We start from the raw sequence: 26,700 nt of genomic DNA on the forward strand, positions 1-26,700 counted from the left end.
CAGCGTCCTACCGGATCTCCACGTCTTTCCAGCGTTGCTTCTCGCTGGTGGCCTGCACGATCGAGGCCTTGGCGAGCGCCTCGGCCTCCTGCGCTGATTTGAGGGCCTGGTCGAAATTGCCGGTGTCTGCCGCCTTCTTCGCGGCGGTGAGTGCGGCCTGGGTTACGGTCCATTGGTTGCGCAGACGTCTGGCTTCCTTGTTGGCGCTCTCGGCCGCCGCGAAGGCCGCGAGGTAATCGGCTTCCGACGCGGCCCGCGCGGAGCCTGCGCCGACCGCGAGCACCATCATGGCCAAGACGATCTTTTTCAAGACGATCTTTTTCATGACCGGTGTCATGGCCGTGCTCCTGGTCCCGACACCGGCAGGCCGTTCGAGACGTAGGACAGATAATATTCGAGGTTGCGGTATTCGTCCGACTGCGGTTCCAGCGGTACGGCGCGGGTCTGGCTGTTGCAGGTGACGAAGCGGCGGCTGATCGTGCCCATGCCGCTCCATTCCGAACGATAGATCGGCATCGCATTGAGGATGCCGAGCGCCGGCGCCAGGATCTCGGCGCGGATGCGCTCGCCCGGGCTCTGCACATGGCAGCTCGCGCAGGAGAAGTTGAGCTGGCCGCGGCGGGTGTAGAAATACTCCTTGCCGTTCTCATAGGCCTGCAGCGCGCGCGGATCGTCCGGGATCTTGATGTCGAACCGCTTGCCGCGCGAGGTGTACGCCATGTAGGCGGTCAGTGAAGCCATCTCGTCCTTGACGTAGGAGTAGGGCTGTTCGCCGTTGGCCTCGCGGCAGCGGTTCAGCGCCAGCTCCAGCGTGATGACCTTGCCTTCGGTCGCGTCGAAAGCGGGATAGGTCTGGCGGATGCCGATGCCGCCGTTGGGGAAGCAGTCGGCGTAGGTCTTGCCGTTCTTGAACGGCTTGGAGAACATCTCCTTGCCGGCCTCGAGCGCGAACTCGTACGGAGGAAACTGCTCCTTCTCTTCCCACTGCCGGCGCATGTCTTCGTTCATCGAATACGGGCCGTTGACGAAATCGTCGAACGCCACCTTCGGGAACTTCTTGACGAAGAACGCCTGGAACGCCTTGGCATCGGCGACCGGGTCGGGCTTGTCGGCAGCGGCAACGGCGGACACGCCGAGACCAAGCGCGACGGTCAGACCAAGCGCGAGGCGCAGCGCCGTCATTGGATCGTCGCCGTCAGGCTGTCGGTCGCGCCCTTGTTGTCGACCCAACTCACCTTCAGCTCGTCGCCCTTGGCGGCGCCCTTGAAGGCGAACTTGACATAGGGGTCCTTGGAGACCGCGGTGCCCCAGTCGGCGAGGAACACGGTCTTGTCCTTGTGCGTGAATGTCAGCTGCTGGATGTAGTGCGCCGGGATCAGCTCGCCCTTGGCGTCCTTGACCAGGCCGGTATCCATCGGATGCTGGATCAGGGTCTGAACCTCGGCGGTGTCGCCGTTCAGGATGGCGCGGACGCGGATGCTCGATGCCATGATGGATCTCCCTTAGCCGCCGCAGCCGCCGACGGTGACCTTGACCTCCTTGGTCGCGCTGTAGAGCTTGCCGCCGGATTCGACGAGCGCGATCACGTTGGAGGTCTTGGCCATCTTGAGCCGGTTCGCCACCGCCGGCACGGTGCCTTCGGGGATGCGATACGACGCCGCCAGCGCGCTCGGATTCTCGGCGACGATGAAGGCGATCGAGGTCACGTTGGGCAGGGTCGTCGTCACCGCGACCGGGACCACGCCACCATTTTCGGCGATCTCCGGCGCGTCCAGCTTGATCTTGTCGGAGGCCTCGTGATCCCGGCCGTACAGCGCCTTGATTGCATCACCGGCGTTCTTCTGCCTGAAGGCGTCTTCCGGATATTTGTTGTCGTTGGTCGCGGCGAAGGCGGGAGATGCGTGCAGCACGGCGTTGCCGAGGCCGATCAGCGCGACGAGGCCAGCGCCTTTCAGGATCAGGCGGCGGTTGGCCAACGGGCCGAACGAGGCGGTCATCATGTCTCTCCAGGCGCGAAGTCAGAGGGTCTGCAGGAAATCGACGATGGCGTCGATCTCCTGCCCGGTCAGGATGCGGTTGCGGCCGAACGGCGGCATCACCGTCTGCGGATTGCGAATCGTCTCGTCGTTGAGGATCGCGCTCAGCTCGGCACGGTCGTATTTGCCCTTGAGATTCTCCAGCTTCGGCCCGATCGAGCCCGGCAGGTCGCCGCCCTTGATCTCGTGGCAGGTCAGGCAATTGCCCTTGCCGCGATCGAACGCCAGCTTCTGGCCGTCGGCCGCGCCGGACTGGGCGTGAGCGGCGGTAGAAACGACGAGCGAGAGCCCCAGCGCCAGGGCGGTTCGCATGACGGATGTGATCAAGGTGAAGTTCCGAAGTCTCGGTCAACGCGGGCAATATAAGAGCTGCAAAGCATAAAGACCATCGGCTGACAATGCAGCTATGGTGGCCGCCGCAACGCGGTTAATGGCGCGTGCGGCGATGGCCGGGAGAACGGGATGGCGGAGTATGTCGTGGAGTTCGGGCGGGATGGCCGGCCGGTGGAACCGGATGGGCGGCTGGATGCGGCCGCCTTCCACCGTAACCACCAGCCGATCTGGGCCGTGCTGGCGCGGCTGCTCGAGGGCCGCTCGGGCGACGTGCTGGAGGCCGGCAGCGGCACCGGCCAGCATGTCGTGCATTTCGCCGCCCAACGGCCGGATCTCACCTGGTGGCCGAGCGACCTCAACGCCAATCATCTCACGAGCATCGCGGCCTGGCGCGCGCATGCCGGCCTGTCCAACGTCCGCGAGGCTCAGCGCATCGACCTTGCCGATCCCGGCTGGGTCGCCGCGTTTCGCGCCGCCGGCGGGCCTTCGCAGCTCAGCGCGATCTTCTGTGCCAATGTGATCCACATTGCGCCGTGGTCGGTGGCGGAGGGATTGTTGGCCGGCGCCGCGCAGATCCTGTCTGCGGACGGCTTCCTCGCGCTGTACGGCCCGTTCAAGCGCGACGGCAGGCACAGCGCGCTCAGCAATGCGGTGTTCGACACGTCCTTGCGCGAGGGCAATCCGGATTGGGGCGTGCGCGACATTGCCGATCTCGAAACGCTCGCGGCGCGCAACGGCCTTGCCTTGCGCGAGACCGTCGAGATGCCCGCCAACAACATGATCCTGGTGTTCGCGCGCACGGGTTGACAGCTCCCTCCGTCATTGCGAGCGAAGCGACGCAATCCAGACTTCTTGCTTGGCCCTGGATTGCGTCGTCGCCTTCGGCTCCTCGCAATGACGACGAAGAGTGCTGCTCAATCCATCGTCAATCCCACATGCTGCGCGAGGAAGCGGTAGCCCAGCGTGATGAACGCCGCGCGCTCGCGGTTGTCCTTGCCGTAGCCATGACCGCCCGCGGCCGGCTCGTAGAGCCAGGCGTCGTAGCCCATGGCCTGCAGCTTCGCCGTCATCTTGCGGGCATGACCGGGATGCACGCGGTCGTCGCGCCGTGTCGTTGCGATCAGGATCGGCGGGTAGGCCTGTCCGGGCTTCGCCATGTGATAGGCCGAGTAGGTCTGCAGCCAGCCCCAGTCTTCCGCCTTGTCCGGATCGCCATATTCGGCGATCCAGCTCGCGCCGGCGAGCAGCTTGGTATAGCGGCGCATGTCGATCAGCGGGATGGTGCAGAACAGCGCGCCGAACCGCTCGGGATAGCGCACCAGCATGTTGGTGATCAGGATGCCGCCATTGGAGCCGCCCTCGGCGGCGATCCGCTGCGGCCGGGTCACGCCGCGGCGGACCAGGTCGGCGGCGACGGCCGCGAAATCATCATGCGCGAGCCGCTTGCCGGCGTAGCGGCCGGCATCGTGCCAGGCGGTGCCGAACTCGCCGCCGCCGCGGATATTGGCCTCGACGATGGTGCCGCCACGCTCCAGCCAGAGCTTGCCGAGCGCGGAATTGTAGCCGGGGCGCACCGTGTGGCCGAAGCCGCCATAGGCGTGCATGTGCACCGGCGCATCGCCGGTCGGATCGGACGGCCCGGTCTGGGTGTAGGGGATGCTGACGCCATCCACCGAGATCGCCTCGTGTCGGGTGACCACGAACCCCTCGGCGGTGAAGGTGCGGGGCGCCTGTTTCAGCACGGTTGGCGCTGCGAAGCCCTCGATCAGCTGCAGCGAGAGCGGCGTCAGCGGATCCTGGATTTGGGCGAGCAGGTCGCCATTGCCTTCCGCCTCGTCGGTGTCGAGCGGCCAGACATCGACCGTCGCAATCTCGGGCAGTCCGGGCAGCCGGCTGCTGCTCCAGCCCTGCGGCGACGGGCTCCAGACCTCGAATTGAGTCCTGAGCTCGTCGAGGATCGCCAGCACCAGCCGGCTACCGGCCCAATACAGGGACTGCAGCGCCCGGCGCGGGCCGGGTTCGAACAGGCGGACGAAATCGCGCCGGCCTTCGAGGAACGCCGACAGCCGAATGCCCAGCACGACGTCGGCCGCATGGGTGGTCTCGCCGATCGTCCAGGGCTGCCGCAGCTTGATCGCCATCCAGTCGCCATAAGGCGTCGTCCAGGAATCGGTCGGCAGGTCGAGCTTCGTGCGCGCGCCGGCCGCGTCGCCGAGCCACAGATGATGGTTGAAGAAGTCGAGCCCCTCCGAGAACCACACACGCGCCGGCGTCACGCTGCGGTCGACCGAGACCCGCACCCATATCGACTGGCTGCTCTCGGCCGCGAAGATCACCTCGGCCGCCTCGATCGGCTGGCCGCGTCGCCACCGCCGCACCGTGCGTGCATAGCCGGAGGGTGTCGCCATGCCCTCGCCAAAGGCGCTTGTCAGCAACAGCGTATCGGCATCGAGCCAGTCGAGGCTGCCCTTGGCCTCGGGAAGCGTGAAGCCATCGATGACGAAGCGCTTCGTCGTCAGGTCGAACTCGCGCAGCACCACGGCGTCGCTGCCGCCGCGCGACAGGCTGACGATCGCGCGGTCGTGCGCCGGCGGCAGGCTCGTCACCCAGTTCAAAGCCCAGTCCTCGCCTTCGTCGGCTGACAGCTTGTCGAGGTCGAGCAGGTCATCCCATTGCGGTTGGGGTTTGCGAAATTCCGCCAGCGTCGCGCGCCGCCACAGCCCGCGCGGATGCGCGGCATCCTTCCAGAGATTGTACAGCAGGCCGCCGCGGCGGCTCACGAAGGGGATGTTGTCGGGCCGGTCGAAGATCGCGGCGAGCGCGTCGCGATCGCGTTCGAAGCCGGCATCGCCGAATGCGGCGAGCGTGCGCTGGTTCTGTGCCTCGACATAGCCGAGCGCGCGATCGCCCTCGATGTCCTCGAGCCAGAGATAGGGGTCGTCATCGGGCGCCGCGATGGTGGGACGTTCGTCGATCGAATGGTCGATTGACATGGCTCAAGCTCCGCAGGCGCCGTTGAGGCGAGACTATCGCCGACCGGATTAGCCGGGCCGGACGGGCCTGTCGAATCACGCTCGTTGTCCGCAACTCCGTTGGTGCATGGCTTGTGGTGCATGGCTTGCGCCCGTTCGGGCCGGTTGCCTTGTCGCCGGCCATCCCGCAATAGTGCGGCCGTTCAAGAGGGGCGCGCCGCGCATCCGGACATCGAGATGATCGACCTGACCGTGACCGAAGACACCTCCGATGATGCCCGCGCCCGTCGCAACGTGGCACGGCTCGCCGCCGCGCAGGCGCTGACCGGCGCCAACTCGGCCGTGATCTTCGCGACCGGTGCGATCGTCGGGGTCACCATCGCGCCGAGCATCGGGCTCGCGACCGTTCCGATCTCGATGTACGTCGTCGGCCTCGCCGCCGGCACCCTGCCGACCGGCGCGATCTCGCGCCGCTTCGGCCGGCGCGCCGCCTTCCTCATCGGCACCGGCTGCGGCGCCGTCACCGGTGTGATCGGCTGCCTCGCCATCCTGCGCGGCTCGTTCGCGCTGTTCTGTCTTGCGACCTTCCTCGGCGGCCTCTATGGCGCGGTCGCACAATCCTACCGCTTCGCGGCGGCCGATGGCGCCAGCGCCGCATTCAGGCCCAAGGCGGTGTCATGGGTGATGGCGGGCGGCATCTTCGCGGGGCTGCTCGGTCCGCAGCTCGTGCAATGGACCATGGACGTCTGGCAGCCTTATCTGTTCGCCTTCAGCTATCTGGTGCAGGCCGCGGTCGCGCTGATCGCGATGGGCATCGTCGCCGGCGTTGATCTGCCGAAGCCTGCGGCCGCCGACCTGCATGGCGGCCGGGCGCTGTCCGAGATCGTGCGCCAGCCGCGCTTCATTGCGGCGGCGCTATGCGGCACCATCGCCTATCCCGTGATGAACCTGGTGATGACCTCGGCGCCGCTGGCGATGCAGATGTGCGGGCTCACGGTGTCGGATTCCAATTTCGGCCTGCAATGGCACATCGTCGCGATGTATGGCCCGAGCTTCTTCACCGGCTCGCTGATCGCACGCTTCGGCGCGCCGACGATCGTGGCGATCGGGCTCGCCTGCGAAGCGCTCGCCGCTGTCATCGGCCTGTCGGGTCTGACCGCAATGCATTTCTGGGCCACGCTGATCATGCTCGGCTTGGGCTGGAATTTCGGCTTCGTCGGCGCCTCGGCCCTGGTGCTGGAAACGCATACGGCGGCGGAGCGCAACAAGGTGCAGGCGTTCAATGATTTCCTGATCTTCGGCCTGATGGCGCTGGGCTCGTTCTCGTCGGGCCAGCTGCTCGCGAATTTTGGCTGGTCGGCGGTCAATCTCGTCGTCTTCCCGCCGGTGCTGCTGGGCCTGTGTGTGCTCGCGCTGGTGTGGTCGTCGAAGCGGCGTGATGCGCGGCTGGCAGCGGTGGACGGGGCGGAGCGCGGTTAACAGACGCGTTCTACAAGAAGCCACGCTAGGCGAGCGGCGTGCTCGGTGCACCCTCTCCCCTTGTGGGAGAGGGTGGCTTTCATGCGCAGCATGAAAGCCGGGTGAGGGGTTGCCCCTGGCTCAGGCCTGAATGTGCGGCACGAACCCCTCACCCGAGTGAGCCTGTGGCTGTCAGCTGTGTAGCCCTCTCCCACAAGGGGAGAGGGCGCAGTCATGGGCATCGCGATGGTGGGAGCCATGTCTGCGCTGGCCTCACTTCAGCTCCGACACCTCGCCCTCGGGCAGGTCGAACGCGAACGTGTTCAGCGTCATCGACACCATCGTGTAGTAGCCGCACAGGCCGATGATCTCGACCAGGCCGCGCTCGCCGAGCAGCGCGATCGCCTCGGCATAGAGCGCATCCGTCAGGCCGTGGCCCTCGTGCAGCGACTTGGCGACGTCGTAGATCATCTTCGCCTTGGGATCTTTGAACTCAGGCGTGCGGTGGTCGCGGATGTCCTCGATGATCTCAATGTCGAGCCCGCCGGCCAGCGCCAGGCGCTTGTGCGCGTACCATTCGTAATGCGCCGTCCAGTGCCGCGCCGTCACCAGGATCGCGATCTCCGACAACACAGCCGGAAACACCGTGTCGTAGCGCAGGAAGGCGCCGAGCCGGGTCGCATGGCGCGCCATCTCCGGGCTGTTGAGCCAGGCCATCATCGGCGGCGGCGGCGAGCCGCGCTTGCTGGCGATCGACTCGTCGTATGTCTGGCGCTGGTCGGCGCTCATTTCGCCAGGCGAAAGAAGTTTCAGGCGCATGTTCGTTTCCTCGTATTTCACGCGGCGGCATCATGACCATAGAACGCGGACCAAGGCGAGGTCGGAGGCGACGCCGCCCGCCCGATGCCGCGACATCGATGTTGAATTCCAGGAATGGCTGAGGTTAGGTCTGTGCAACGACAGCAATCATGGAAACGCGTGAGGACCTGAGATGGCCGATCTCGACACATTCCGCCGCGAAGCCCGGGCCTGGCTGGAGGCCAATTGTCCGCCTGAGATGCGCCGGCCGATGACCTCGGAGGAGGATACCTTCTGGGGCGGCCGCAATGCGAAATTCTCCTCCGAGCCGCAGCGCATCTGGTTCGAGCGCATGCGCGACAAGGGCTGGACCGTGCCGCATTGGCCGAAAGAATATGGCGGCGGCGGCCTCGACGGCGAGGAGGCCAAGATCGTGCGCCAGGAGATGGCCGCGACCGGCGCGCGGGCGCCGATCACCTCGTTCGGCATCTCGATGCTCGGGCCGGCGCTGCTGAAATACGGCACCGACGCGCAGAAGCGCGAGCACCTGCCGAAGATCACTGCAGGCCTGATCCGCTGGTGCCAGGGCTATTCCGAACCGAACGCCGGCTCCGATCTCGCCTCGCTGCAGACGCGGGCGGACAGCGACGGCGACGACTACATCATCAACGGCCAGAAGATCTGGACCTCCTACGCCAACTACGCCGACTGGATCTTCTGCCTGGTGCGCACCGATCCCGCGGCGAAGAAGCATGACGGCATCAGCTTCATCCTGTTCGACATGACCTCCAAGGGCGTCTCGACCAAGCCGATCCTGCTCATCTCCGGCCGCTCGCCGTTCTGCGAGACCTTCTTCGACAATGTCCGGGTGCCCAAGGCGAACGTGCTGGGCACCGTCAATCGCGGCTGGGACGTTGCGAAATATCTGCTGCAGCACGAGCGTGCGATGATCTCCGGCATGGGCGAGCGCGGTGGCAGCCGGCCGCTCGGCCAGGTCGCGGCGGATTCGGTCGGCAGCGACGGACAGGGCAGGCTCGACGATGCTCTCTTGCGCGCCGACATCGCGACCTTCGATGTCGACGAGGCCGCGCTTGCGGCCGCCGCCGAGCGCATGGTCGATCTCGCCAAGGCGGGCCAAGGCCATCCGGCGTTCTCCTCGGCGATGAAATATTACGGCACCGAGCTCAACAAGCGACGCTACGAGCTGCTGATGTCGGCCGGCGGCATCGACGCGCTGGAATGGGAGAGCGCGCGGTCGGGCGAGGGCGCGCGTTCGCGCGCCTGGCTGCGTACCAAGGCCAACTCGATCGAAGGTGGCACCTCCGAGGTCATGCTCGGCATCGTCGCCAAGCGCATCCTCGATCTGCCGGGGGCGTAGTTCGCCACACTCGCCGTCATTCCGGGGCGCCGCGAAGCGGCGAGCCCGGAATCCATAACCACGATCGTGAGTATGGATTCCGGGCCTGGCCCTTCGGGCCATCCCGGAATGACGAGGCCAAATTGATTGCCATCGCTGCAACGGGATTCCCATGCCTCTCCTCCTCACCGAAGAACAATCGATGCTCCGCGACAGCGCGCGCGGCCTGATCTCGGATCACGCGCCGGTCGCCCATCTGCGCAAGCTGCGCGACTCCCGCGACGAGACCGGCTTCTCCCGCGAGCTCTGGGCCACCTTCGCCGAGATGGGCTTTGCCGGCCTGTTGGTGCCGGAAGAGCACGGCGGCTCCGGCCTTGGCGCGGTCGAGGCCGGCGTCGTGATGGAGGAGATCGGCCGCACCTTGATGCCGTCGCCGTTCCTGGCGACCGCGGTGTTGTCAGCCGCGGCGCTGACGCGTGCCGGCTCGGCGGCGCAGAAATCGGAGTACTTGCCGAAGATCGCGAGCGGTGCGCTGCTCGCCGCGCTCGCGCTCGATGAAGGCGCCAAGCATCGTCCTTTGCACACGGCGCTGCAGGCCGCGCGCTCGGGCAACGGCTTCAAGCTCAACGGCGCCAAGGCAATGGTGGTCGACGGCCACGTCGCTGATCTCCTGCTCGTCGTCGCGCGCAGCGCCGGCGCGCCGGGCGAGCGCGACGGCCTGACCTTGTTCCTGGTCGATCCCAAGGCGAAGGGCGTCGCGATCGAGCGCACGATCATGGTCGACGCGCACAACGCCGCGCGCATCAGCTTCGACGCTGTCGAGGTCACGGCGGATCACGTGCTGGGCGACGTCGACGGTGGCGCGAACGTGCTGAACGCCGTGCTCGATCTCGGCCGCGGCGCGGTGGCCTCCGAGATGGTCGGTCTGAGCGAGGAGGTGTTCGGCCGCACGGTCGCGTATCTGAAAGAGCGCAAACAATTCGGCAAGGCGATCGGCGAATTCCAGGCGCTGCAGCATCGTGCCGCGCACCTCTATATCGAGATCGAGATCACCCGCGCCGCGGTGCTGAAGGCATTGCAGGCGCTCGATGCCGATCCCGCCAAGGCCGCTGCCGCGGTCGCAGTCGCCAAGGCGCGCGCCGGTGCGACGGCGACGCTTGCCGTCCAGGAGGGCGTGCAGATGCATGGCGGCATGGGCATGACCGACCAGTTCGACATCGGCTTCTTCATGAAGCGCGCCCGGGTCTGCGAGGAACTGCTTGGCGACGCCAACTACCACGCCGCCCAACTGGCGCAGTTGAGGGGGTATTGAGTGCAGGCTTCATTGCTGAGCGCGCTCATCGCCCAAAAACTCAGCTGTCATCGTCCGCGCAGGCGGACGATCCAGTACGCCGAGACAGCAGTCGTGAATCGAGAAGCCGCGGCGTACTGGGTACCCCGCCTTCGCGGGGTACGACAGTCTTTGTAGATCGCGACAATGAGCGCGCCCTCATCGAGGACGCGCCCTCGCCGCATCAATGATGCATCGGCATCTTCGCGGGCGGCAGCAGCACCTTGTCGATGACGTGGATGACGCCGTTCGAGGCCATGATGTCGGCCTGCACGACGTGCGCGTCGTTGACCTGCACGCCGAGCATGGTGCCGTCGACGTCGACCTTCTGGCCCTGCGCGGTCTTCACGGTCAGCTTCTTGCCGGCGACGTCGCCCGCCTTCACCGCGCCGGGGATCACGTGATACTTCAGGATCGCGGCGAGCTTGCCCTTGTTCTTCGGCTTCGGCAGATCCTCGACCGTGCCGGGCGGCAGCGCGGCGAACGCCGCGTCAGTCGGCGCGAACACGGTGAACGGGCCCTTGCTCTTCAGCACCGGCACGACGCCAGCGGCCTTGGCTGCGGTGACCAGCGTCTTGAACTGGCCGGCGCCGACGGCGGTATCGACGATGTCGGCAGCGCGCGCCGCCGTTGCTGACATGGAGAGCGCGCCCAGCATCAACGCGCCGGCCACGAACGAACGAAATCCCAGCGTCATTCGAATTTTCCCCTGTGAACTGAACTAATGAGTTGGCTGATGCGCGACAAGGATTTGCGGCCCTCGTTCGCCCCTTCGTCCGGGTCGCATCACCCTGACCAGATTGGTCGGGTTCGTTACGAATGGTGCGCTCGGATGGATTTTCGGATGCGTTCACGAACTCGTGAGCGCGAGCATCTGCGCGGCCAATGCCGGCCGCGACACGCATGAATCCGCTGAACTAATTGCCCGATCCGCGCATGCGCGCTGCCCGTCGGGCCAATTTGTCGCAACCCGACGGGCGTTGTGCCGTCGGGCAAATCACCGGCACATTCCCTGCCGTCTTGGCCCACAAGAGGGACGCTTCGCGGTCGTCACGGGTGTCGGGCTGATGATGCGATGGACGCATCGGATCGCAGCGTGAGGTGATCGCGCCGACGAACGATTGCGATGCGGACGTGAAGACGCGTGGTCCTGGCGCCCCGATGCTGGCGCCAAGTTGGCGGGTGATGATCCCAGCCGGCGACGGTGGCTAACAAGCCGGACACCGGGGAGAGCGCGACATAAGCGTTAACACCATCGCGCAGGGAGGGCCGGGTCGTTCCGGCTGTACCTGTGGTTCCTGCCCCGTGCTTTTTTTTGCACGGGGGCCACGGGCCTCAGCCGAGGCCCGGCCTTCCCTGCGCCCTCTGTCTGGAGAGGGCGGACGAATTTGGCAAAGCTCGGGCGCGTGACGCGTCGCGAGAACGGTGATTGTTGTGTGCCGTTCGACGTCGGTGCCGTGCTCACAGCCCGTGTCGTGCCCACAGCGCGCGAATATCGAAAGTCAATCGCGGTGCTCATGACTGCGCCCTCTCCCCTTGCGGGAGAGGGCTACACGAAAGCCAACTCCAAGCTCACTCGGGTGAGGGGTTGGTGCCACATATTCAGGCCTGAGCCCGCGGCTACCCCTCCCCCGGTTTCGATGCTTCGCATCGAAACCACCCTCTCCCACAAGGGGAGAGGGTGCACCGAGTCCTTGGCGGCATGGTGCGCCAATTGGGAGTTAGTTAGCGAAACCCACCCCTACCGGATCGGCGGTGCGTACTGAATTCCGCCGGCGTTCCACAATTGGTTCATGCCGCGCGGAATCTTCAGCTTCGACTCGCTGCCGACGTTGCGCTCATAGACCTCGCCGTAATTGCCGACGTGACGGATGACACGCGCCACCCAGTCTTTCGACAAACCGAGGTCCTGGCCATAGGTGCCCTCGTTGCCGACCAGCCGCATCACGTCGGGCTTCGTCGACTTCAGCGCCTCGTCGATGTTCTTGGAGGTGACGCCGAGCTCCTCGGCATTGATCATCGCATACAGCGTCCACTTCACGATCATCATCCAGTCGTCGTCGCGCTGGCGCACCACGGGCGCCAGCGGCTCCTTGGAGATCATGTCCGGCAGGATGTCGTGATCGTTCGGCTTCGACAGGATCTGGCGCAGCGCGTAGAGCTGCGAGACGTCGGCGGTGAAGGTGTCGCACCGGCCGCTGTCATAGGCCTTGATGACGTCGTCGAGCTTCGGAAGCTTCACTTCCTCATACTTCATGTTGTTGGCACGGAAGTAGTCACCGAGGTTGAGCGCGTTGGTGGTCGCGTCCTGCACGCAGACCTTGCTGCCATTGAGATCCAGCGCGGTCTCGAGCTTGCGCGACCGCGGCACCATGAAGCCCTGGCCGTCGTAATAGGCCACGGCCGGGAAATACAGGTCGTAATTCTGCTCGCGCGCCATGCTCCAGGTGGTGTTGCGCGAGAGGATGTCGACCTTGCGGCTCTGCAGCTCCTTGAAGCGCTCATTGGCGTCGAGCGGCACGAACCTCGCCTTGGTCGGATCGTCGAAGATCGCAGCCGCCACCGCGCGGCAGAAGTCGACGTCGAAGCCGGTCCAGTTGCCCTTGTCGTCGGGAATCGAAAAGCCGGGCAGACCGGCATTGACGCCGCACAGCACCTCGCCGCGGCGGACGGTCCGCTTCAGGGTGCGGGTGTCGTACATCTCATAGGTGACGGCGAGGGCCGCAACGAGAACGGCAACGGCGAGCCCGATCAGCAGGCCGCCTCGGAAAGTGCGCATGGTCAATCTCTTTCGAAAAATGTCAGGACAAAGCGATGGCTGGAAATCCGGCGGCCTTGGCCGCCGTCACAGTTCCGGCTTCTGCTTCACGACGACCTTGGTGCCGACCGGCACGCGGTCGAACAGGTCGGCAACATCGGCATTCACCAGGCGGAAGCAGCCAGAGGAAATCTTGGTGCCGATGGTCCAGGGCTGGTTGGTGCCGTGAATGCGGTACACGGTGGTGCCCAGATACATCGCCCGCGCCCCCAGCGGGTTGCCGGGGCCGCCCGCCATGAAGCGCGGCAGATAAGGCTGGCGCTGGATCATCTCCGGCGGCGGCGTCCAGTCCGGCCACTCGGCCTTCTTGGTGATGTTGAGCAGCCCCTGCCACTGGAAGCCGTCACGGCCGACGCCGATGCCGTAGCGGATGGCACGGCCGCCCGGCTGCACCAGATAGAGGTGGCGCTCCGCGGTGGAGACGATGATGGTGCCCGGCGGCTCGGTGGTGCGGAAATAGACGACCTGCTTGCGCCATTCGGGATCGAGCTCGTAGCCGTCATCGGCGACGAGGCCGGGCTGGTCGCCCGGATCCTCGGACTGGGCGAAGCTGTGCGATGCGGACAGCGCCAGCGCGATGGCGGCGCTGGTGACACAAAGCAGGCGACGAAAACTCGGCATTCAAAGCTCTCCTCAACGGACCCCTGCGAAGCTCGCCCAACGAAATCACCCGCCAAATCTCAGGGGCATAACGGCTGCAAAGTCAAGGCGAGGACGGGTGCGCAGTGCGCGGGGCACGTCATCCGAGCTTCATCCAGAGCCGCAACAGGAAAGCGATCGTGCCGACAGTGGCCACTCCCGCGAGCCACAGCGCCGCGAACCAGGCAAGACGCTTCGCGAGCGGTGGGGGTTGGGGAACGGGCATCAATGATAGCCGCTGTCGTGTCCCACCTTGCCGCGAAACACCCAATAGGCCCAGCCGGTGTAGCCGAGGATCAGCGGCACCAGCACCAGGACGCCGGGCAGCATCAGCAGCTGGCTGCGTTCGGGCGCCGCAGCCTGCCAGATCGTGATGCTCTGCGGCACGACATAGGGATAGATGCTGATGCCGAGCCCGGCGTAGGACAGGAAGAACAGCGCCAGCGCGAGAAAGAACGGCCAGACATCGTGCTTCTGGGCGAGGTTCTTCATCAGCAGCACGGTGACCGCGACGACGGCGAGCGGCACCGGCGCGGTCAGGAACACGGCCGGCCGGGTGAACCAACGCTGCGCGTACTGGTTCGTCAGCAGCGGAGTCGCCAGGCTGACGGCGGCGATCGCCAGCAGCATCGCGATCATCAGGTACCAGCTGATGCGATACGCCTTGTCGCGCAGGTCACCCTCGGTCTTCAGGATCAGCCAGGTGGCGCCGAGCAGCGCATAGCCGACCACGAGCGAGACGCCGGTGAGGATGCTGAACGGCGTCAGCCAGTCCCACCAGCCGCCGGCATAGTGGCGTCCCTCGACATGCACGCCCTGCAGGATGGCGCCGAGCGCGATGCCCTGCGCCAATGCCGCGACCCACGAGCCGCCGGTAAAGGCGATGTCCCAGAGATTGCGTGTGGCACGCGTGCGCCAGCGGAATTCGAAGGCGACGCCGCGGAAGATCAGCCCGACCAGCATCGCGATCAGCGGCGCATACAGCGCCGGCAGCAGGACGGCGTAGGCGAGCGGGAACGCCGCCATCAGGCCGCCGCCGCCGAGCACCAGCCAGGTTTCGTTGCCGTCCCACACCGGCGCGACGGTGTTGGTGATGACGTCGCGGTCCTGCTTGCCCGGAAACAGTGGGAAGAGGATGCCGAGGCCGAGATCGAAGCCGTCCATCACGACATAGATGAACACCGCAAGCGCGATGATGAAGGCCCAGAGCACGGTGAGGTCGAAGGGGACGGTCATGATCCGACGGCTCCCTGCACGACGCCGGCGGCGGGCGTGACGCCTGCGGTGCGGATCGGCTGCGCGCTGCTCGGTCCGGGCTCACCGGCATGCGGCGGCTCGGCCATCAGGCGCAGGATGTAGAGCACACCCGCGGCGAAAATGATGAAATAGACGATGATGAAGACGAGCAGCGAGGTGCCGACGGCGGGTGCGGCCAGCGGCGACACCGAATCGGCAGTGCGCAGCAGCCCGTACACGGTGAAGGGCTGGCGGCCGGTCTCGGTCGTGATCCAGCCGGCCATCACGGCGACGAAGCCGGCCGGCCCCATGGCGATCGCGAAACGATGCAGCAGCCGATTGACATACAGCCGGCCGCGCCAGCGCTCCCACAGGCTGAACAGGCCGAGCGCCAGCATCAGGAAGCCGAGGCCGACCATGATGCGGAACGACCAGAACGTGATCGGCACCGGCGGCCAGTCCTTGCGCGGCACAGTGTCGAGGCCGGCCATCGGCGCGTCGATCGAATGTTTCAGGATCAGCGAGCCGAATTTCGGGATGCCGATTGCCCATTTCAGCTCGCCCTTGGCCTGGTCGGGCCAGCCGAACAGATACAGCGGCGCGCCGTCCTTGTGGCTCTCGAAATGGCCTTCCATGGCCATGATCTTCACCGGCTGGTGCTCCAGCGTGTTCAGCCCATGCTGGTCGCCGGCGAGGATCTGGATCGGCGCCACCAACGTCGCCATCCACATCGCCATCGAGAACATCACGCGGGGGCCGGGCAGGTGCGGGTTGCGCAGCAGATGAAAGGCCCCGACGGCGCCGACCACCAGCGAGGTGGTCAGATAGGCCGCCAGCACCATGTGGACCAGCCGGTAGGGGAACGACGGATTGAAGATCACCTTGAGCCAGTCGACCGAGACGAACTGGCCGTCGGCGTTGACGGCATAGCCCGCCGGGGTCTGCATCCAGGAATTGGCCGAGAGGATCCAGAACGCCGAGATCAGGGTGCCGATCGCCACCATCAAGGTGGCGAGGAAATGCAGCTTGGGTCCGACGCGCTTGAGGCCGAACAGCATGACGCCGAGGAATCCCGCCTCGAGGAAGAAGGCGGTCAGCACCTCATAGGCCATCAGCGGGCCGATCACCGGACCGACCTTGTCGGAGTAGACCGACCAGTTGGTGCCGAACTGATACGACATCACGATGCCGGAGACCACGCCCATGCCGAAGACGATGGCGAAGATCTTGAGCCAGTAATTGAAGACGTTGAGATAGACGTCGCGGCCGGTCCACAGCCACAGCGCCTCCAGCACGGCGAGGTAGGAGGCGAGCCCGATCGAGAAGGCGGGGAAGATGATGTGGAACGTGACCGTGAAGGCGAATTGCGCGCGCGCCAGCTCCACCGCGTCCAAACCGAACATGCGCACCGTCCGTCGTCATTGCTGTCGGGCCTGTAGCACAGCCCCATGACGGCAGGATCGCACCGGTGCCCGTCGATATCAAATGGTCAAATCGCCCTACAGAGACGTGGCCGTTCCGCAAAACGACGAAGACCCGGCGGGGGGCATCCGCCGGGTCTTCGGAGCAACCTTGGAAGGTGGAGGTATCCTTGAATTTGCTCGTTCAAAACTGAGATCAGCTGGGGGACTGACGTTCAGTTGATGGAGATGGTGTAGCAGGCGACGTTTTCGGAGTGATTTCACTGATTGTTTCAATTGTTTCGTTCGGCGATTTTCTCGGTGTCGTCGGAACCCGGCGCGACGCCGGCCCCGACGAGGGAAGGTCAGGCGGCGATGCTGTGGACGCCGGCACCGCGCAAGAGCTCGGCGAGGTGCTTGCGGGCATAGAACATGCGCGTCTTCACCGTGCTCTGCGGGATGCCGATGATGTGCCCGACCTCCTCCACCGACTTCTCGTGGTAGTAGATCAGGGTGATGATCTCGCGATGAGCCGGCGAGAGCTTCGCGACGCAGGCGCGCAGGATCGCGCTGGTCGTGGAGCGCTCGAGCGAGGTCTCCGGCGTGTCGGAGTCGTCGGCGATCTCACGCACCTCGTCCTGGTCGATGTCCTCGAACCGGCGCTGGCGCAGCGCGGTCAGCGCCTTGAAGCGGGCGATCGACAGCAGCCAGGTCGAAACCTGCGAGCGGCCCTCGAACTGCTTGGCAGTCCGCCAGACGTCCAGGAACACTTGGCTGACGAGGTCCTCGGCAATCGTGGTGTCACGCACGATGCGCAGGATGAAGCGATAGACCCGCACATTATGGCGCGCATAAAGCGTGTGCATCGCGGTGCGATCGCCATCGGCGATGCTCTCCAGGAGCATGCCGTCCGTGGTCGCCTGGGCCGCGATAATGCCCTGGCTGGCTGCGGAATTGATGGCAATGACGTTCTGCATGGCACTCTCCCGTTCCGCCGCCCCCTTGCGGCGTTTCGACGGGTCGGATTGTTAATGAGCGCCGGTTTCGGGACGTCTGCACGAAAATGGGAAAATGGTTTCGTCGCAGGGCAGAAGTGTTTCGTCGCACCGCACATCGCGAAACACTCGTGGCGGAATTGTGAATTATTTCAAGGGACGGGAAATGGGGCGGTGGAGGTCGTACTGGCATGCCAGCCGGACCTCGCGTCTCGACGGCGGATGTTACGCCTTTTCGCCGGCCGGCGAGAACAGGTAGCCGCCACCGCGGATCGTCCGGATCACGGCGGGTTTGGTCGGATCCGGCTCGATCTTGCGCCGGATGCGCATGATTCGGAGGTCGACGGCGCGGTCGAACGCCTCGGCGTCCCGGGCGTTGGCCAGCTCGAGAAGCCGTTCGCGCGATAGCACCCGCTTGGGGTTGGCGGCAAACACCTTGAGCAGGCCGAATTCGGAGGCCGTCAGCGGATGCTCGTTGCCTTCGTCGTCGCGCAGTGCCTGGGCATCGAGATCGAGCCATTTGGTGCCGAATCGCACCAGCTGCGGGTCCTTGGCCTTGGCGGCGGCAGGTTCTGCAACGGCGGCTGCCGCCTTGGCCGGGGCGCTCCGGCGCAGCACGGAGCGGATCCGGGCCATCAACTCGCGCAATTCGCACGGCTTGGCGACGTAATCGTCGGCCCCGAGCTCGAGCCCCACCACGCGGTCGATCGGACTGGCGGTCGCCGTCAGCATGATGACGGGAATGTTGGTTCGGCCCTTGAGGTCGCGGATGATCGACAATCCGTCCTCTTCGGGCATGTTGAGGTCGAGCACGACGAGGTCGGCGGGGCCGGTCTCGATCGCGCTCCGCAGGCTCTTGCCGCCGTCACACAGGGTCACGGTGAAGCCGTGCATCTTGAGGTAATCGCCCACCATCTCGCGGGCAGGGGCCTCGTCGTCGACGATGATGATGTGCTGGCTTTGACTCATGACAACTCAGTCGCAGGCAGTGTGATGGTGAACGTCGATCCGGATCCCGGCCCGTCGCTCTTGGCCGTCACCTCTCCACCATGCATGTCGACGATGCGTTTGACAATCGACAGGCCAAGCCCGGTCGAGCTCTCGCCGGCCGTCGGCTTGGCCGACAGCCGCTGGAACCGGCCGAATAGGCGACCAAGATCCTCCGGCGACAGCCCGGCGCCCTGGTCGGCGATGCCGATGATCGTGTTGTCGCCATCGTCGGCGACATCGACAGCGATCCTGCCGCCGATCGGACTGTATTTGATCGCATTGCTCAGCAGGTTGTCGATCGCTTCGCGAATCCGGTCGATGTCGCACATGGTGGACAGATGCGGTGGCGCGGATATCGCAATGACCTGCTGCTTGTTGAGCGCCAGCGGCTGGTTGGCTTCGACCACCTCGTGGACAAGGGCTGCAACGTCGACCGGCTCACGGCGGATCGTGATGTCGAATGCGTCCGCCATCGCATCGGAGATGAGATGGTCGACCATGGAGGTCAGGCGCTTGGCGGCATCGCGGATGTGTTCGATCTGGGTGGTGACGCCGTCCTTGGAGGCGCCGGTCGCGATCAGTTCGGTCAGCATCTCGGTGCGGCCGAGGATGACGCCGAGTGGATTCTTCAAATCGTGGGCGACCGTGCCCAGAATTTCGTTCTTGAAGCCGTTGGCACGCTGCAGCCGCAGCCACTGCGCCGACAGCCGCCGGTTGGCCTGCATCAGCGCGCGGGTGCGCTGCGCGACGCGATCCTCGAGCTGGGTGTTGGCCTCGTGCAGCTGCTGATAGAGCAGCACATTGTCGAACGCGATCGACAGCCGGCTGGAGAAGATCTCGACCAGCGAGCGATCGGTCTCGGACAGCGGCCGTTCCGCCTGCAGCAGCACCACCACCTCGCGGCCGGAGCCGGTGCGTACGTAGAGCACCGTGCGGTGGTCGGCGAATTCGTTCGCACGCTTCTTGAAGGCGGCCTCGACCATGTCGCGCAGGTCGGGATCGAGCGAACGCGAGGTGGCGGCGCCGGTGAAGCGGCTGTAGCAGCCGGAGCCGGCCAGCACCGAGAAGTCCTCGGCCTGGCTGCCGTCGTCGCGCAGCACCAGGATCCCGGCGCAATCGACGTTGAGCAGGGACGCGATCTGGGTCAGCACGCCCTCGGCCAGGCGCTGCATCGATTTGAAATCGTAGAGCGTCGAGGCGGCGTCGATGATGATCTCGAGGCCGCGCCGGGTCTGCACCATGCGCTCGAGCTGTTGATAGCTGCGCAGCGCGGCCGTGAGCGAGGTGAAGAGCTTGTCCGCCGTGAGCTCGGTCTTGGCCTTGTAGTCGTTGATGTCGTACTGAACGATCACGCGCCGCTCCGGCGCCTGCCCGGGCTGGCCGGTGCGCAGGATGATGCGGACGGTCTCGTTCTTGATCTCGTTGCGGATGAACTCGACGAGCTCGAGACCGGCGACGTCGGTCTCCATGATGACATCGAGCAGCACGGCGGCGATGTCGGTATGTTCCCGCATCAGGGTACGGCCTTCGGCCGCCGAATAGGCCGAGAGGATCTCGAGGCCTTGGCCGTTGAGGCTGTAGTCCGAGAGCGCAAAGCGCGTGCCGTCGTGCACCGCATGGTCGTCGTCGATGACGGCGATCTTCCATTTCCGGGCCGAACGGTCGTCCTCGTCGAATCCGGTATCCTCGATCAGGTGGAGGACATCGTCCTGTTCGGCCATTGCGTCGTTCCGTCGCCCGTTGCTGTCTCGGAGCCGCCCTTGGCGACCCGCGGCATGATTATGCGAAAAGTCGTGCCTTGTCCTACCCTGGACTCCAGCATCATGCGGCCACCAAGCTGCTGCGTCACGAGATTGTAGACGATATGCAGCCCGAGACCCGTCCCGCCCTCGTTGCGGCGCGTCGTGAAGAACGGATCGAAGGCCTGACGCTGGACGTCGGGGGTCATGCCGGCCCCGTTATCGGCGAAAATGATCTCGATGTCATCCGCGCCGCGCGGCCGCGCCGTGATCGAGATCGTCCCCGAACGGCCGTCGGCGAAGGCATGGTTGACGGCGTTGAGGAACAGGTTGGTCAGGATCTGGCCGTAGAAGCCGGGATAGCCGTCGATGAAGAGTCCCTCCGGGACATCGACGGACAGCGTGATCGGAGCGCGCTTGAGCACCGGCTTCAGGCTGGTGATGATCTGATCGGTCGCCTCGCTCAGGATGAAGGTGCGCCGTTCGGCATGCGAGCGGTCGACGGCAACCTGCTTGAACGACTGAATGAGCTCGCCGGCGCGCTGCAGGTTGGCGACCAATTGCTCGGATGCATCCCGCGACGTGCGTACGAATTCCTCCAGTTGCGACCGGCGCAGCCCGCCTTCGGGCGATCTCAACGCGGCTTCGAACATCTCGACGCGGCGCGCGAAGCTGGAGGCCACCGTCAGGCTGATGCCGATCGGATTGTTCACCTCATGCGCAACCCCGGCCACCAGCCCTCCGAGTGCTGCGAGCCGCTCGGCATCGATCAGGTTGCGCTGGGCCGCATTGAGCTCGAGCAGGGCGCTCTCGGCCTTTTCCTTCGCGGTGCGCAGCTCATCCTCGGTCTTGCGCTTGGCGACTGCGTTTTCGCGAAAGACTTCGACTGCGCGGGCCATCGCGCCGACTTCGTCGCGCGCCTCGGTCCCAACGACCTTGCGGTCGTAGTCGCCCAAGGTGATGGCGCGCATGGACGCCATGATCTGCTGCAGCGGAAGCCTGATCGAAAGCGCGATCAGGACGCCGGCGGAGAGGATGATGCCGAGGAAAACCACCGCGATCGACAGCACGCGGCGGGAGATGTCGCGCAGCGTCCGGTCGAACGTCGTCTGCGCCTTCTGCTCGCGCTGGCGCATCTTCACCGACAGTCCATCGATGGCGCCGATGGTCTCGGCCTGGCTGGCGTCGATGGTGTTGCGCAGCAGTTCGGTCCGATTGCTCAGTTGCTCGGTCAGCTTGGAAAACCCCTCCCGGAGCGCAGCCGTCCGAGCCGACAGCCGCTGCAAGGCCAGCCGCTGCAGATCATTGTCGGCGAGGCTCGACATCACGGGAATGGTCTTCTCGATCGTCTCGGTGTTGCGGCGCGCGTCCTCGGCGGAGGCGGGCGCGAGCGAGAGATAATACGAATTCGCCGCCACCAGCATCGCCGTGAAGGCTTCGCGCGACTTGCCGAGCGACGGCCAGATCTGCGCATCGCGATGGCCGGTCGCGCCTTCGATGACCGAGTAGAGTCCCGCGATGTCGCGGGCGGGACCGAGCACCTCTTCCTCATAGGTCTTCGAGATCGTCGCCTGCAGGCTGCGCAGCTCGCCGAAGCCGTCGAGGAAGCGCACCGTGACCCGCTCGAGCTCCTCGACCGATCCCGACAGCATCGGATCGGTCGAGGCGCGCGTCGTCAGTGTACCCAGCACCGCTTCGCGGAGCAGCAGGATCTCGGCGAACAGCTCAGGGCTCGGCTGGTTGATGTAGCGATGGATCAGGTTCTGCAGCCGGCTTGTTTCACTCTCCAGCAGCGCCAGCACCTTGTCGGATTCGCGGACCTGGCGGACGTCGTCCCAGGCCGTGCCCAGCACTTGCGCACCGTTCCAGATCAGCGCTGCGAGGACGATCACGACGGCCGAGTTCAGAGCGGCAATCGAGAGGATGCGCCAGCGGATCGGCACTGCCCGGAGCACGCGGACGATCCTCGCCCGGCCCAGCGCCGCCCGACTGAGCGTCCGGTCGGCGGAACCTCGCTGCTCGGATCTCGCCACGATCGCTACCTCGAGCCGGCCGCGGGGCGCTTCAGCCCGCCCAGGCCGGGGCGTGCCGCAGGCCTCGCATGGTGCAGTGCGGCCCGCGAACGCCACCCCGCGTCCGCCACAACCCGACTCGGCACCGGCGTGACGTCCACCCTCGATATCCACGAACGACGGGCGCGGTACACAGGCAACACTTTCCCCTTGATGATGAGGTCGGCCCGGAGACGAAAAGGTTCAACGCTCTCCCGAACAGGTGCTATAAGGCCATTCTGACGCCAAAGCGATACGCGTCAATGGTTTGTTAAGAAGTTGTTGCAGCTTTTGGTTGTTTGTCCGGGCGCCCAGTTCATTTCAGTCGGGCCGCAGTTTTCCTTCGCGAATTGAGGATGTCTTCTGGTGACGTTTATTTCGCGTTCTTTGTGGAGCGTCGTCGTCCTTGTCATCGCCGCCGCCGCAGCACCTGCTCATGCTGTAACCGAGATCATGTGGTGGCATGCGATGTCGGGCGAACTCGGCAAGCAGGTCGACAGGCTCGCGGCCGAGTTCAACGCGTCCCAGCCGGACTATCGCATCGTTCCGACCTACAAGGGCAGCTACACCGAAACGGTCACGGCCGCGATCTTCGCATTCCGGTCGCGCAGCCAGCCCGCGATCGTGCAGGTCAACGAGATCGCAACCGCCACGATGACGGCAGCCAAGGGCGCGATCTATCCTGTCTACGAACTGATGCATGACGAGCAGGAGAGTTTTTCGCCGTCCGCCTTTCTTCCGGCGGTGACCGGCTATTATGCCGATGCTGACGGCAATCTGCTGTCGTTTCCGTTCAACGCGTCCACGCCGATCCTCTACTACAACAAGAGCGAGTTTCGCGCCGCCGGGCTCGACCCCGAAATTGCGCCGAAGACCTGGCCGGAGCTTGGAAAAGCAGCCAAGCGGCTGCGTGACAGCGGCGTAGCCTGCGGCTTCACCACCTCGTGGCCGGCCTGGATCAACATCGAGAATTTCTCCGCCTTCCACAATCTGCCGATCTCGACCCGCGCCAACGGCTTTGCCGGGCTCGACGCCGTCCTGACCTTCAACAATCCGCACGTCACCCGCCACATCGCCCAGCTCGTGGACTGGCAGAAGAGCAAACTTTTCGACTACGGCGGTCGCGGCCAGGCCGCCGAACCGCGGTTCCAGAAGGGCGAGTGCGGCATCTTCATCGGATCGTCGGCTACGCGCGCCGACATCAAGGCGAATTCGAAGTTCGAAGTCGGCTACGGCATGTTGCCGTACTGGCCGGACATCGCGGGTGCGCCGCAGAACTCCATCATCGGCGGCGCGACCCTGTGGGTGCTGCGGAACCGTCCTGCCGCGGAATACAAGGGTGCGGCCAAATTCTTTGCCTATCTGTCACGGCCCGACATCCAGGCTGCCTGGCACCAGAACACGGGCTATCTGCCGATCACGCAGGCGGCGTTCGATCTCACGCGCGCACAAGGGTTCTATGACCGCAATCCGGGAACGGCAATTTCCATCGAGCAGGTGACGCTCCATCCGCCCACGGAAAATTCGCGCGGCCTGCGGCTCGGCTCGTTCGTGCTGGTCCGCGACGCCATCGAGGATGAGATGGAGCAGGCGTTCGGCGGCCGCAAATCGCCGCAGGCCGCGCTCGATGCCGCCGTCGAACGCGGCAACCGCCTGCTGCGCCAGTTCGAGCGGGCGAGCCCGGACCGCTGATGATGGCGCTGCCGCCGGTCGCCGATGGCGCGCAGCTCCAGCGCTTGCGTGCCGATGAGGCGGGCTGGCTGCCGGCTGGGCGCGACATTGCGGTTGCCCATGGCTATGGCGATGCGCGGCTGGTGGCGTTCGCGGCGGGCACCAATCTCGTCGCTGCGCTGAACGATGGGTTGATCCTGAAGGTCTTCCCGCCCTTCCATCGCGGCAAGTTCTTGTCCGAGCGGGCGACGTTGCGCGTGCTCGCCCGGCGCCTCGCTGAGGTCGCAACGCCGGAGCTTCTGCACGAGGGTGAGCGGGACGGCTGGTTCTATCTGATCATGACCCGGCTCGACGGCATTCCCGCATCCGATGTCTGGCCGCAACTGTCCGAACCGGACAGGCAGCACCTGCTCCGGCAGGTCGGCCGTGTGATCGGCAGCGTGCAGCGGATTCCGCCCGGCGAGCTGCTCACGCTAGGTCCGCGCTGGTCGGACTTCCTGCAGGCGCAAATGGCTGGGTGCCATGCGCGCCATCAGCGACTTGGACTGCCGCAGACGCTGCTGGCCGGCCTGGATGATCTGCTGCAGGAGGCGGCTGTGTTGCTGCCGCCGAATCCGCAGCCCGTCATTCTGACTGGCGAATACATTCCGGAGAATTTTCTCGTCGAACGTGAGGGCGGCGGCTGGCGGGTGAGCGGTCTGTTCGACTTCGGCGACGTCATGGCCGGCTTCGGCGAATACGATCTGCTGGGACCGAGTGCCTTCATGGCCGCCGGCCATCCCGGACGCGTGCGCGCCCTGTTCGAGGGCTACGGATTTGCTCCGGCCGACATCAGCTGGCAGCTGAAGCGCCGGCTGCTCGCCTTGATGATGCTGCATCAGGCCAGCGATCCCGTCCGCCACATCTGCATTCCGGATTGGCCAAGCAAGGTCCGCGACTTCGATGAGCTGCAGGCGCTGATCTGGCCGGATTGATTCCGCGGCGACATCTACCGGCGCGCCCGCGGCTTGCGCCGACGTCGAGGTGCGTAAATCCGTCGCAGGTTCCGGTAGGTGCTCGCAAATCGAGCAAATCTGCGGATTTGTATGCAATGGTCCTTCCAGGTCGCCTGTAGTCAAAGGTGCCATCGTTAGATTTCAATGACTTGGCTAGGTCCTGGGCTTGGCACGAAGCTTGCGATCACCGCTCTCACCGGTCGTTTCCCGTGGGAGCATTTGATGAAGCGTCGCGATTTCCTGAAATCCGTGTCCGGTCTGGCGGCAGGCGCCGCGCTGCCAATGGCGCCGGCGGTCATCTCCGCCGCCAAGGCGGATGCGCGGTCCGAGACGCTGCTGATCGTCTCCGAGGGCGGCCCCAACAATCTCGACATCCATGGCGTCGGCACCAACGTGCCGGGCTACGAAGTCTCCTGGAATTGCTACGACCGCCTGATCAGCCACGAGATGAAGAGCGGCCCAGGCGGCGTGCCCTATTACGACCGCGACAAGTTCAAGCCCGAACTGGCCGAGGACATGACCATCGGCGACATGTCCGCAACGTTCAAGCTGCGCAAGAACGCCAAATTCCACGACGGCGCGCCGGTCACGGCCAAGGACGTCAAATGGTCGCTCGATCGCGCCGTCAGCGTCGGCGGCTTCCCGACCTTCCAGATGAGCGCGGGCTCGCTGACCAAGCCCGAGCAGTTCGTCATCGTCGACGACTACACGGTGCGTGTCGACTTCCTCAAGAAGGACCGGCTGACGATCCCCGATCTCGCCGTCATCGTGCCCTGCGTCGTCAACTCCGAGTTGGTCAAGAAGAACGCCACCGACAAGGATCCGTGGGGCCTCGAGTTCACCAAGCAGCAGACCGCAGGCTCCGGCGCCTACAAGGTGACGAAGTGGACCGCCGGCACCGAAGTCATCATGGAGCGCAACGACGAGTGGGTGTCCGGCCCGCTGCCGAAGATCAAGCGCGTGATCTGGCGCATGGTGCCGCAGGCCGGCAACCGCCGCGCGCTGTTGGAGCGCGGTGATGCCGACATCTCCTACGAATTGCCGTTCAAGGATTTCCAGGAAATGAAGGCGAGCGGCAAGCTCAGCGTGGTGTCGCTGCCGTTCTCCAACGGCATTCAATACATCGGCATGAACGTCACCAAACCGCCGTTCGACAATCCGAAGGTGCGGCAGGCGATGGCCTATGCGATGCCGTACCAGAAGATCATGGATGCCGTGCTGTTCGGCCTCGCCAATCCGATGTTCGGTGCGGCGGCCGACAAGGCGACCGAGGTGGCCTGGCCGCAGCCGACCAAATACGCCACCGACATGGAAAAGGCGAAGGCGCTGCTTGCCGAGGCCGGCTATGCCAACGGTTTCGAGACCACGATCTCGTTCGATCTTAATTTCGCGCAGGTCAACGAGCCGTTGTGCGTGCTGGTGCAGGAGAGCCTCGCGCAGCTCGGCATCAAGACCACGATCAACAAGGTGCCCGGCGCCAACTGGCGCACCGAGCTGAACAAGAAGGAGATGCCGCTCTACACCAACGTGTTCTCGGGCTGGCTCGATTATCCCGAGTACTTCTTCTACTGGTGCTATCACGGCAACAATTCCGTGTTCAACACGATGAGCTACAAGTCGCCGGTCATGGACAAGCTCATCGACGGCGCGCGCGACGCGGCCGCGACCGGCGACAAGGCAACGTACGACACCGACGTGAAGGGCTTCGTCGATCTCGCCTTTGCCGAGGTGCCGCGCATTCCGCTGTACCAGCCGTTCGTCAACGTCGCGATGCAGAAGAACATCTCGGGCTATCAGTACTGGTTCCACCGCCGGCTCGACTATCGCGCGCTGGTGAAGGGGTGAGATTGGCGAATAGCGAGTGGCGAGTGGCGAGTAGCGA

The 26,700-nt window shown here is 65.2% G+C and carries 24 protein-coding genes; 7 read left to right on the forward strand and 17 right to left on the reverse strand.

What is annotated here, in order from left to right:
* Positions 1-7 precede the first annotated feature (7 nt).
* The 5 genes from LQG66_RS26805 to soxX are packed head-to-tail and all read right to left on the reverse strand — an operon-like array spanning position 8 to position 2,348.
* Complete coding sequence (locus tag LQG66_RS26805) at positions 8-325, reverse strand: hypothetical protein (protein WP_231318636.1); 318 nt, start codon at positions 323-325, stop codon at positions 8-10.
* An 8-nt stretch (positions 326-333) separates the two neighbouring features.
* Positions 334-1,182, reverse strand: a complete 849-nt coding sequence (soxA, locus tag LQG66_RS26810) for a sulfur oxidation c-type cytochrome SoxA (protein WP_231318637.1) — start codon at positions 1,180-1,182, stop codon at positions 334-336.
* Positions 1,179-1,490 (reverse strand): thiosulfate oxidation carrier complex protein SoxZ, encoded by a 312-nt coding sequence (soxZ, locus tag LQG66_RS26815; protein ID WP_231318638.1) that lies wholly within the window; start codon positions 1,488-1,490, stop codon positions 1,179-1,181. Before soxZ ends, soxA begins: the two co-directional genes overlap by 4 nt.
* A 12-nt stretch (positions 1,491-1,502) precedes the next feature.
* A complete protein-coding gene (gene soxY, locus LQG66_RS26820) occupies positions 1,503-1,997 on the reverse strand; it encodes a thiosulfate oxidation carrier protein SoxY (RefSeq protein WP_231318639.1) in 495 nt (164 codons plus the stop codon).
* A 21-nt stretch (positions 1,998-2,018) separates the two neighbouring features.
* On the reverse strand, positions 2,019-2,348 hold the full coding sequence (gene soxX / locus LQG66_RS26825) for a sulfur oxidation c-type cytochrome SoxX (protein WP_231327957.1): 330 nt from the start codon (positions 2,346-2,348) through the stop codon (positions 2,019-2,021).
* A 150-nt stretch (positions 2,349-2,498) separates the two neighbouring features.
* Here soxX and LQG66_RS26830 point away from each other — a divergent pair, with 150 nt between their 5' ends.
* A complete protein-coding gene (locus tag LQG66_RS26830) occupies positions 2,499-3,176 on the forward strand; it encodes a DUF938 domain-containing protein (RefSeq protein ID WP_231318640.1) in 678 nt (225 codons plus the stop codon).
* Positions 3,177-3,283: 107 nt separating this feature from the next.
* Here the strand turns inward: LQG66_RS26830 and LQG66_RS26835 are convergent, their stop codons facing one another.
* Positions 3,284-5,362 carry a prolyl oligopeptidase family serine peptidase gene (locus tag LQG66_RS26835; protein ID WP_231318641.1) on the reverse strand — a complete coding sequence of 693 codons (2,079 nt, stop codon included), beginning with the start codon at positions 5,360-5,362 and terminating at the stop codon, positions 3,284-3,286.
* 216 nt (positions 5,363-5,578) lie between these two features.
* On the opposite strand from LQG66_RS26835, the gene LQG66_RS26840 reads away from it, so the two are divergent.
* The gene (locus tag LQG66_RS26840) at positions 5,579-6,820 is read left to right on the forward strand and encodes an MFS transporter (RefSeq protein WP_231318642.1); all 1,242 of its coding nucleotides are present in this window, start codon (positions 5,579-5,581) and stop codon (positions 6,818-6,820) included.
* 252 nt (positions 6,821-7,072) lie between these two features.
* Here LQG66_RS26840 and LQG66_RS26845 read toward each other — a convergent pair whose 3' ends face one another.
* Positions 7,073-7,618, reverse strand: coding sequence for a carboxymuconolactone decarboxylase family protein (locus tag LQG66_RS26845; protein WP_231318643.1), 546 nt, complete (start codon positions 7,616-7,618; stop codon positions 7,073-7,075).
* Between the two features lie 172 nt (positions 7,619-7,790).
* Between LQG66_RS26845 and LQG66_RS26850 the strand changes: the two genes are divergently transcribed.
* Both LQG66_RS26850 and LQG66_RS26855 read left to right on the forward strand, forming a co-directional pair.
* Positions 7,791-8,975 carry an acyl-CoA dehydrogenase family protein gene (locus LQG66_RS26850; RefSeq protein WP_231318644.1) on the forward strand — a complete coding sequence of 395 codons (1,185 nt, stop codon included), beginning with the start codon at positions 7,791-7,793 and terminating at the stop codon, positions 8,973-8,975.
* A 151-nt stretch (positions 8,976-9,126) separates the two neighbouring features.
* Positions 9,127-10,266, forward strand: a complete 1,140-nt coding sequence (locus LQG66_RS26855; RefSeq protein ID WP_231318645.1) for an acyl-CoA dehydrogenase family protein — start codon at positions 9,127-9,129, stop codon at positions 10,264-10,266.
* A gap of 202 nt (positions 10,267-10,468) precedes the next feature.
* Here LQG66_RS26855 and LQG66_RS26860 read toward each other — a convergent pair whose 3' ends face one another.
* From LQG66_RS26860 to LQG66_RS26905, 10 genes are all read right to left on the reverse strand, one after another.
* The gene (locus tag LQG66_RS26860; protein WP_231327958.1) at positions 10,469-10,924 is read right to left on the reverse strand and encodes a fasciclin domain-containing protein; all 456 of its coding nucleotides are present in this window, start codon (positions 10,922-10,924) and stop codon (positions 10,469-10,471) included.
* Between the two features lie 1,101 nt (positions 10,925-12,025).
* Positions 12,026-13,063, reverse strand: coding sequence for an amino acid ABC transporter substrate-binding protein (locus LQG66_RS26865; protein WP_231318646.1), 1,038 nt, complete (start codon positions 13,061-13,063; stop codon positions 12,026-12,028).
* Positions 13,064-13,129: 66 nt separating this feature from the next.
* Positions 13,130-13,723, reverse strand: a complete 594-nt coding sequence (locus tag LQG66_RS26870; protein ID WP_231318647.1) for a L,D-transpeptidase — start codon at positions 13,721-13,723, stop codon at positions 13,130-13,132.
* A 118-nt stretch (positions 13,724-13,841) separates the two neighbouring features.
* Positions 13,842-13,967, reverse strand: a complete 126-nt coding sequence (locus LQG66_RS26875) for a DUF2474 family protein (protein ID WP_231318648.1) — start codon at positions 13,965-13,967, stop codon at positions 13,842-13,844.
* Positions 13,967-14,977, reverse strand: coding sequence for a cytochrome d ubiquinol oxidase subunit II (cydB, locus tag LQG66_RS26880; RefSeq protein WP_231318649.1), 1,011 nt, complete (start codon positions 14,975-14,977; stop codon positions 13,967-13,969). The genes LQG66_RS26875 and cydB overlap by 1 nt, the downstream gene beginning before the upstream one ends.
* A complete protein-coding gene (locus tag LQG66_RS26885; protein WP_231318650.1) occupies positions 14,974-16,380 on the reverse strand; it encodes a cytochrome ubiquinol oxidase subunit I in 1,407 nt (468 codons plus the stop codon). Before LQG66_RS26885 ends, cydB begins: the two co-directional genes overlap by 4 nt.
* Before the next feature lie 362 nt (positions 16,381-16,742).
* Positions 16,743-17,354, reverse strand: coding sequence for a sigma-70 family RNA polymerase sigma factor (locus LQG66_RS26890; RefSeq protein WP_231318651.1), 612 nt, complete (start codon positions 17,352-17,354; stop codon positions 16,743-16,745).
* Positions 17,355-17,597: 243 nt separating this feature from the next.
* On the reverse strand, positions 17,598-18,341 hold the full coding sequence (locus LQG66_RS26895) for a response regulator (RefSeq protein WP_231318652.1): 744 nt from the start codon (positions 18,339-18,341) through the stop codon (positions 17,598-17,600).
* The gene (locus LQG66_RS26900; protein ID WP_231318653.1) at positions 18,338-20,083 is read right to left on the reverse strand and encodes an ATP-binding response regulator; all 1,746 of its coding nucleotides are present in this window, start codon (positions 20,081-20,083) and stop codon (positions 18,338-18,340) included. The genes LQG66_RS26895 and LQG66_RS26900 overlap by 4 nt, the downstream gene beginning before the upstream one ends.
* Positions 20,053-22,044 carry a sensor histidine kinase gene (locus LQG66_RS26905; protein WP_231327959.1) on the reverse strand — a complete coding sequence of 664 codons (1,992 nt, stop codon included), beginning with the start codon at positions 22,042-22,044 and terminating at the stop codon, positions 20,053-20,055. The genes LQG66_RS26900 and LQG66_RS26905 overlap by 31 nt, the downstream gene beginning before the upstream one ends.
* Positions 22,045-22,518: 474 nt before the next feature.
* On the opposite strand from LQG66_RS26905, the gene ugpB reads away from it, so the two are divergent.
* The 3 genes from ugpB (at position 22,519) to LQG66_RS26920 (ending at position 26,663) form a co-directional block, all read left to right on the forward strand.
* Positions 22,519-23,844 (forward strand): sn-glycerol-3-phosphate ABC transporter substrate-binding protein UgpB, encoded by a 1,326-nt coding sequence (ugpB, locus tag LQG66_RS26910; protein ID WP_425601250.1) that lies wholly within the window; start codon positions 22,519-22,521, stop codon positions 23,842-23,844.
* On the forward strand, positions 23,844-24,797 hold the full coding sequence (locus LQG66_RS26915; RefSeq protein ID WP_231318654.1) for an aminoglycoside phosphotransferase family protein: 954 nt from the start codon (positions 23,844-23,846) through the stop codon (positions 24,795-24,797). Before ugpB ends, LQG66_RS26915 begins: the two co-directional genes overlap by 1 nt.
* 243 nt (positions 24,798-25,040) lie before the next feature.
* Entirely contained in the window at positions 25,041-26,663 is a 1,623-nt protein-coding gene (locus LQG66_RS26920; protein WP_231318655.1) for an ABC transporter substrate-binding protein, read from the forward strand.
* Positions 26,664-26,700 lie beyond the last annotated feature (37 nt).

This window comes from Bradyrhizobium ontarionense (assembly GCF_021088345.1).
Taxonomy (GTDB): domain Bacteria; phylum Pseudomonadota; class Alphaproteobacteria; order Rhizobiales; family Xanthobacteraceae; genus Bradyrhizobium; species Bradyrhizobium ontarionense.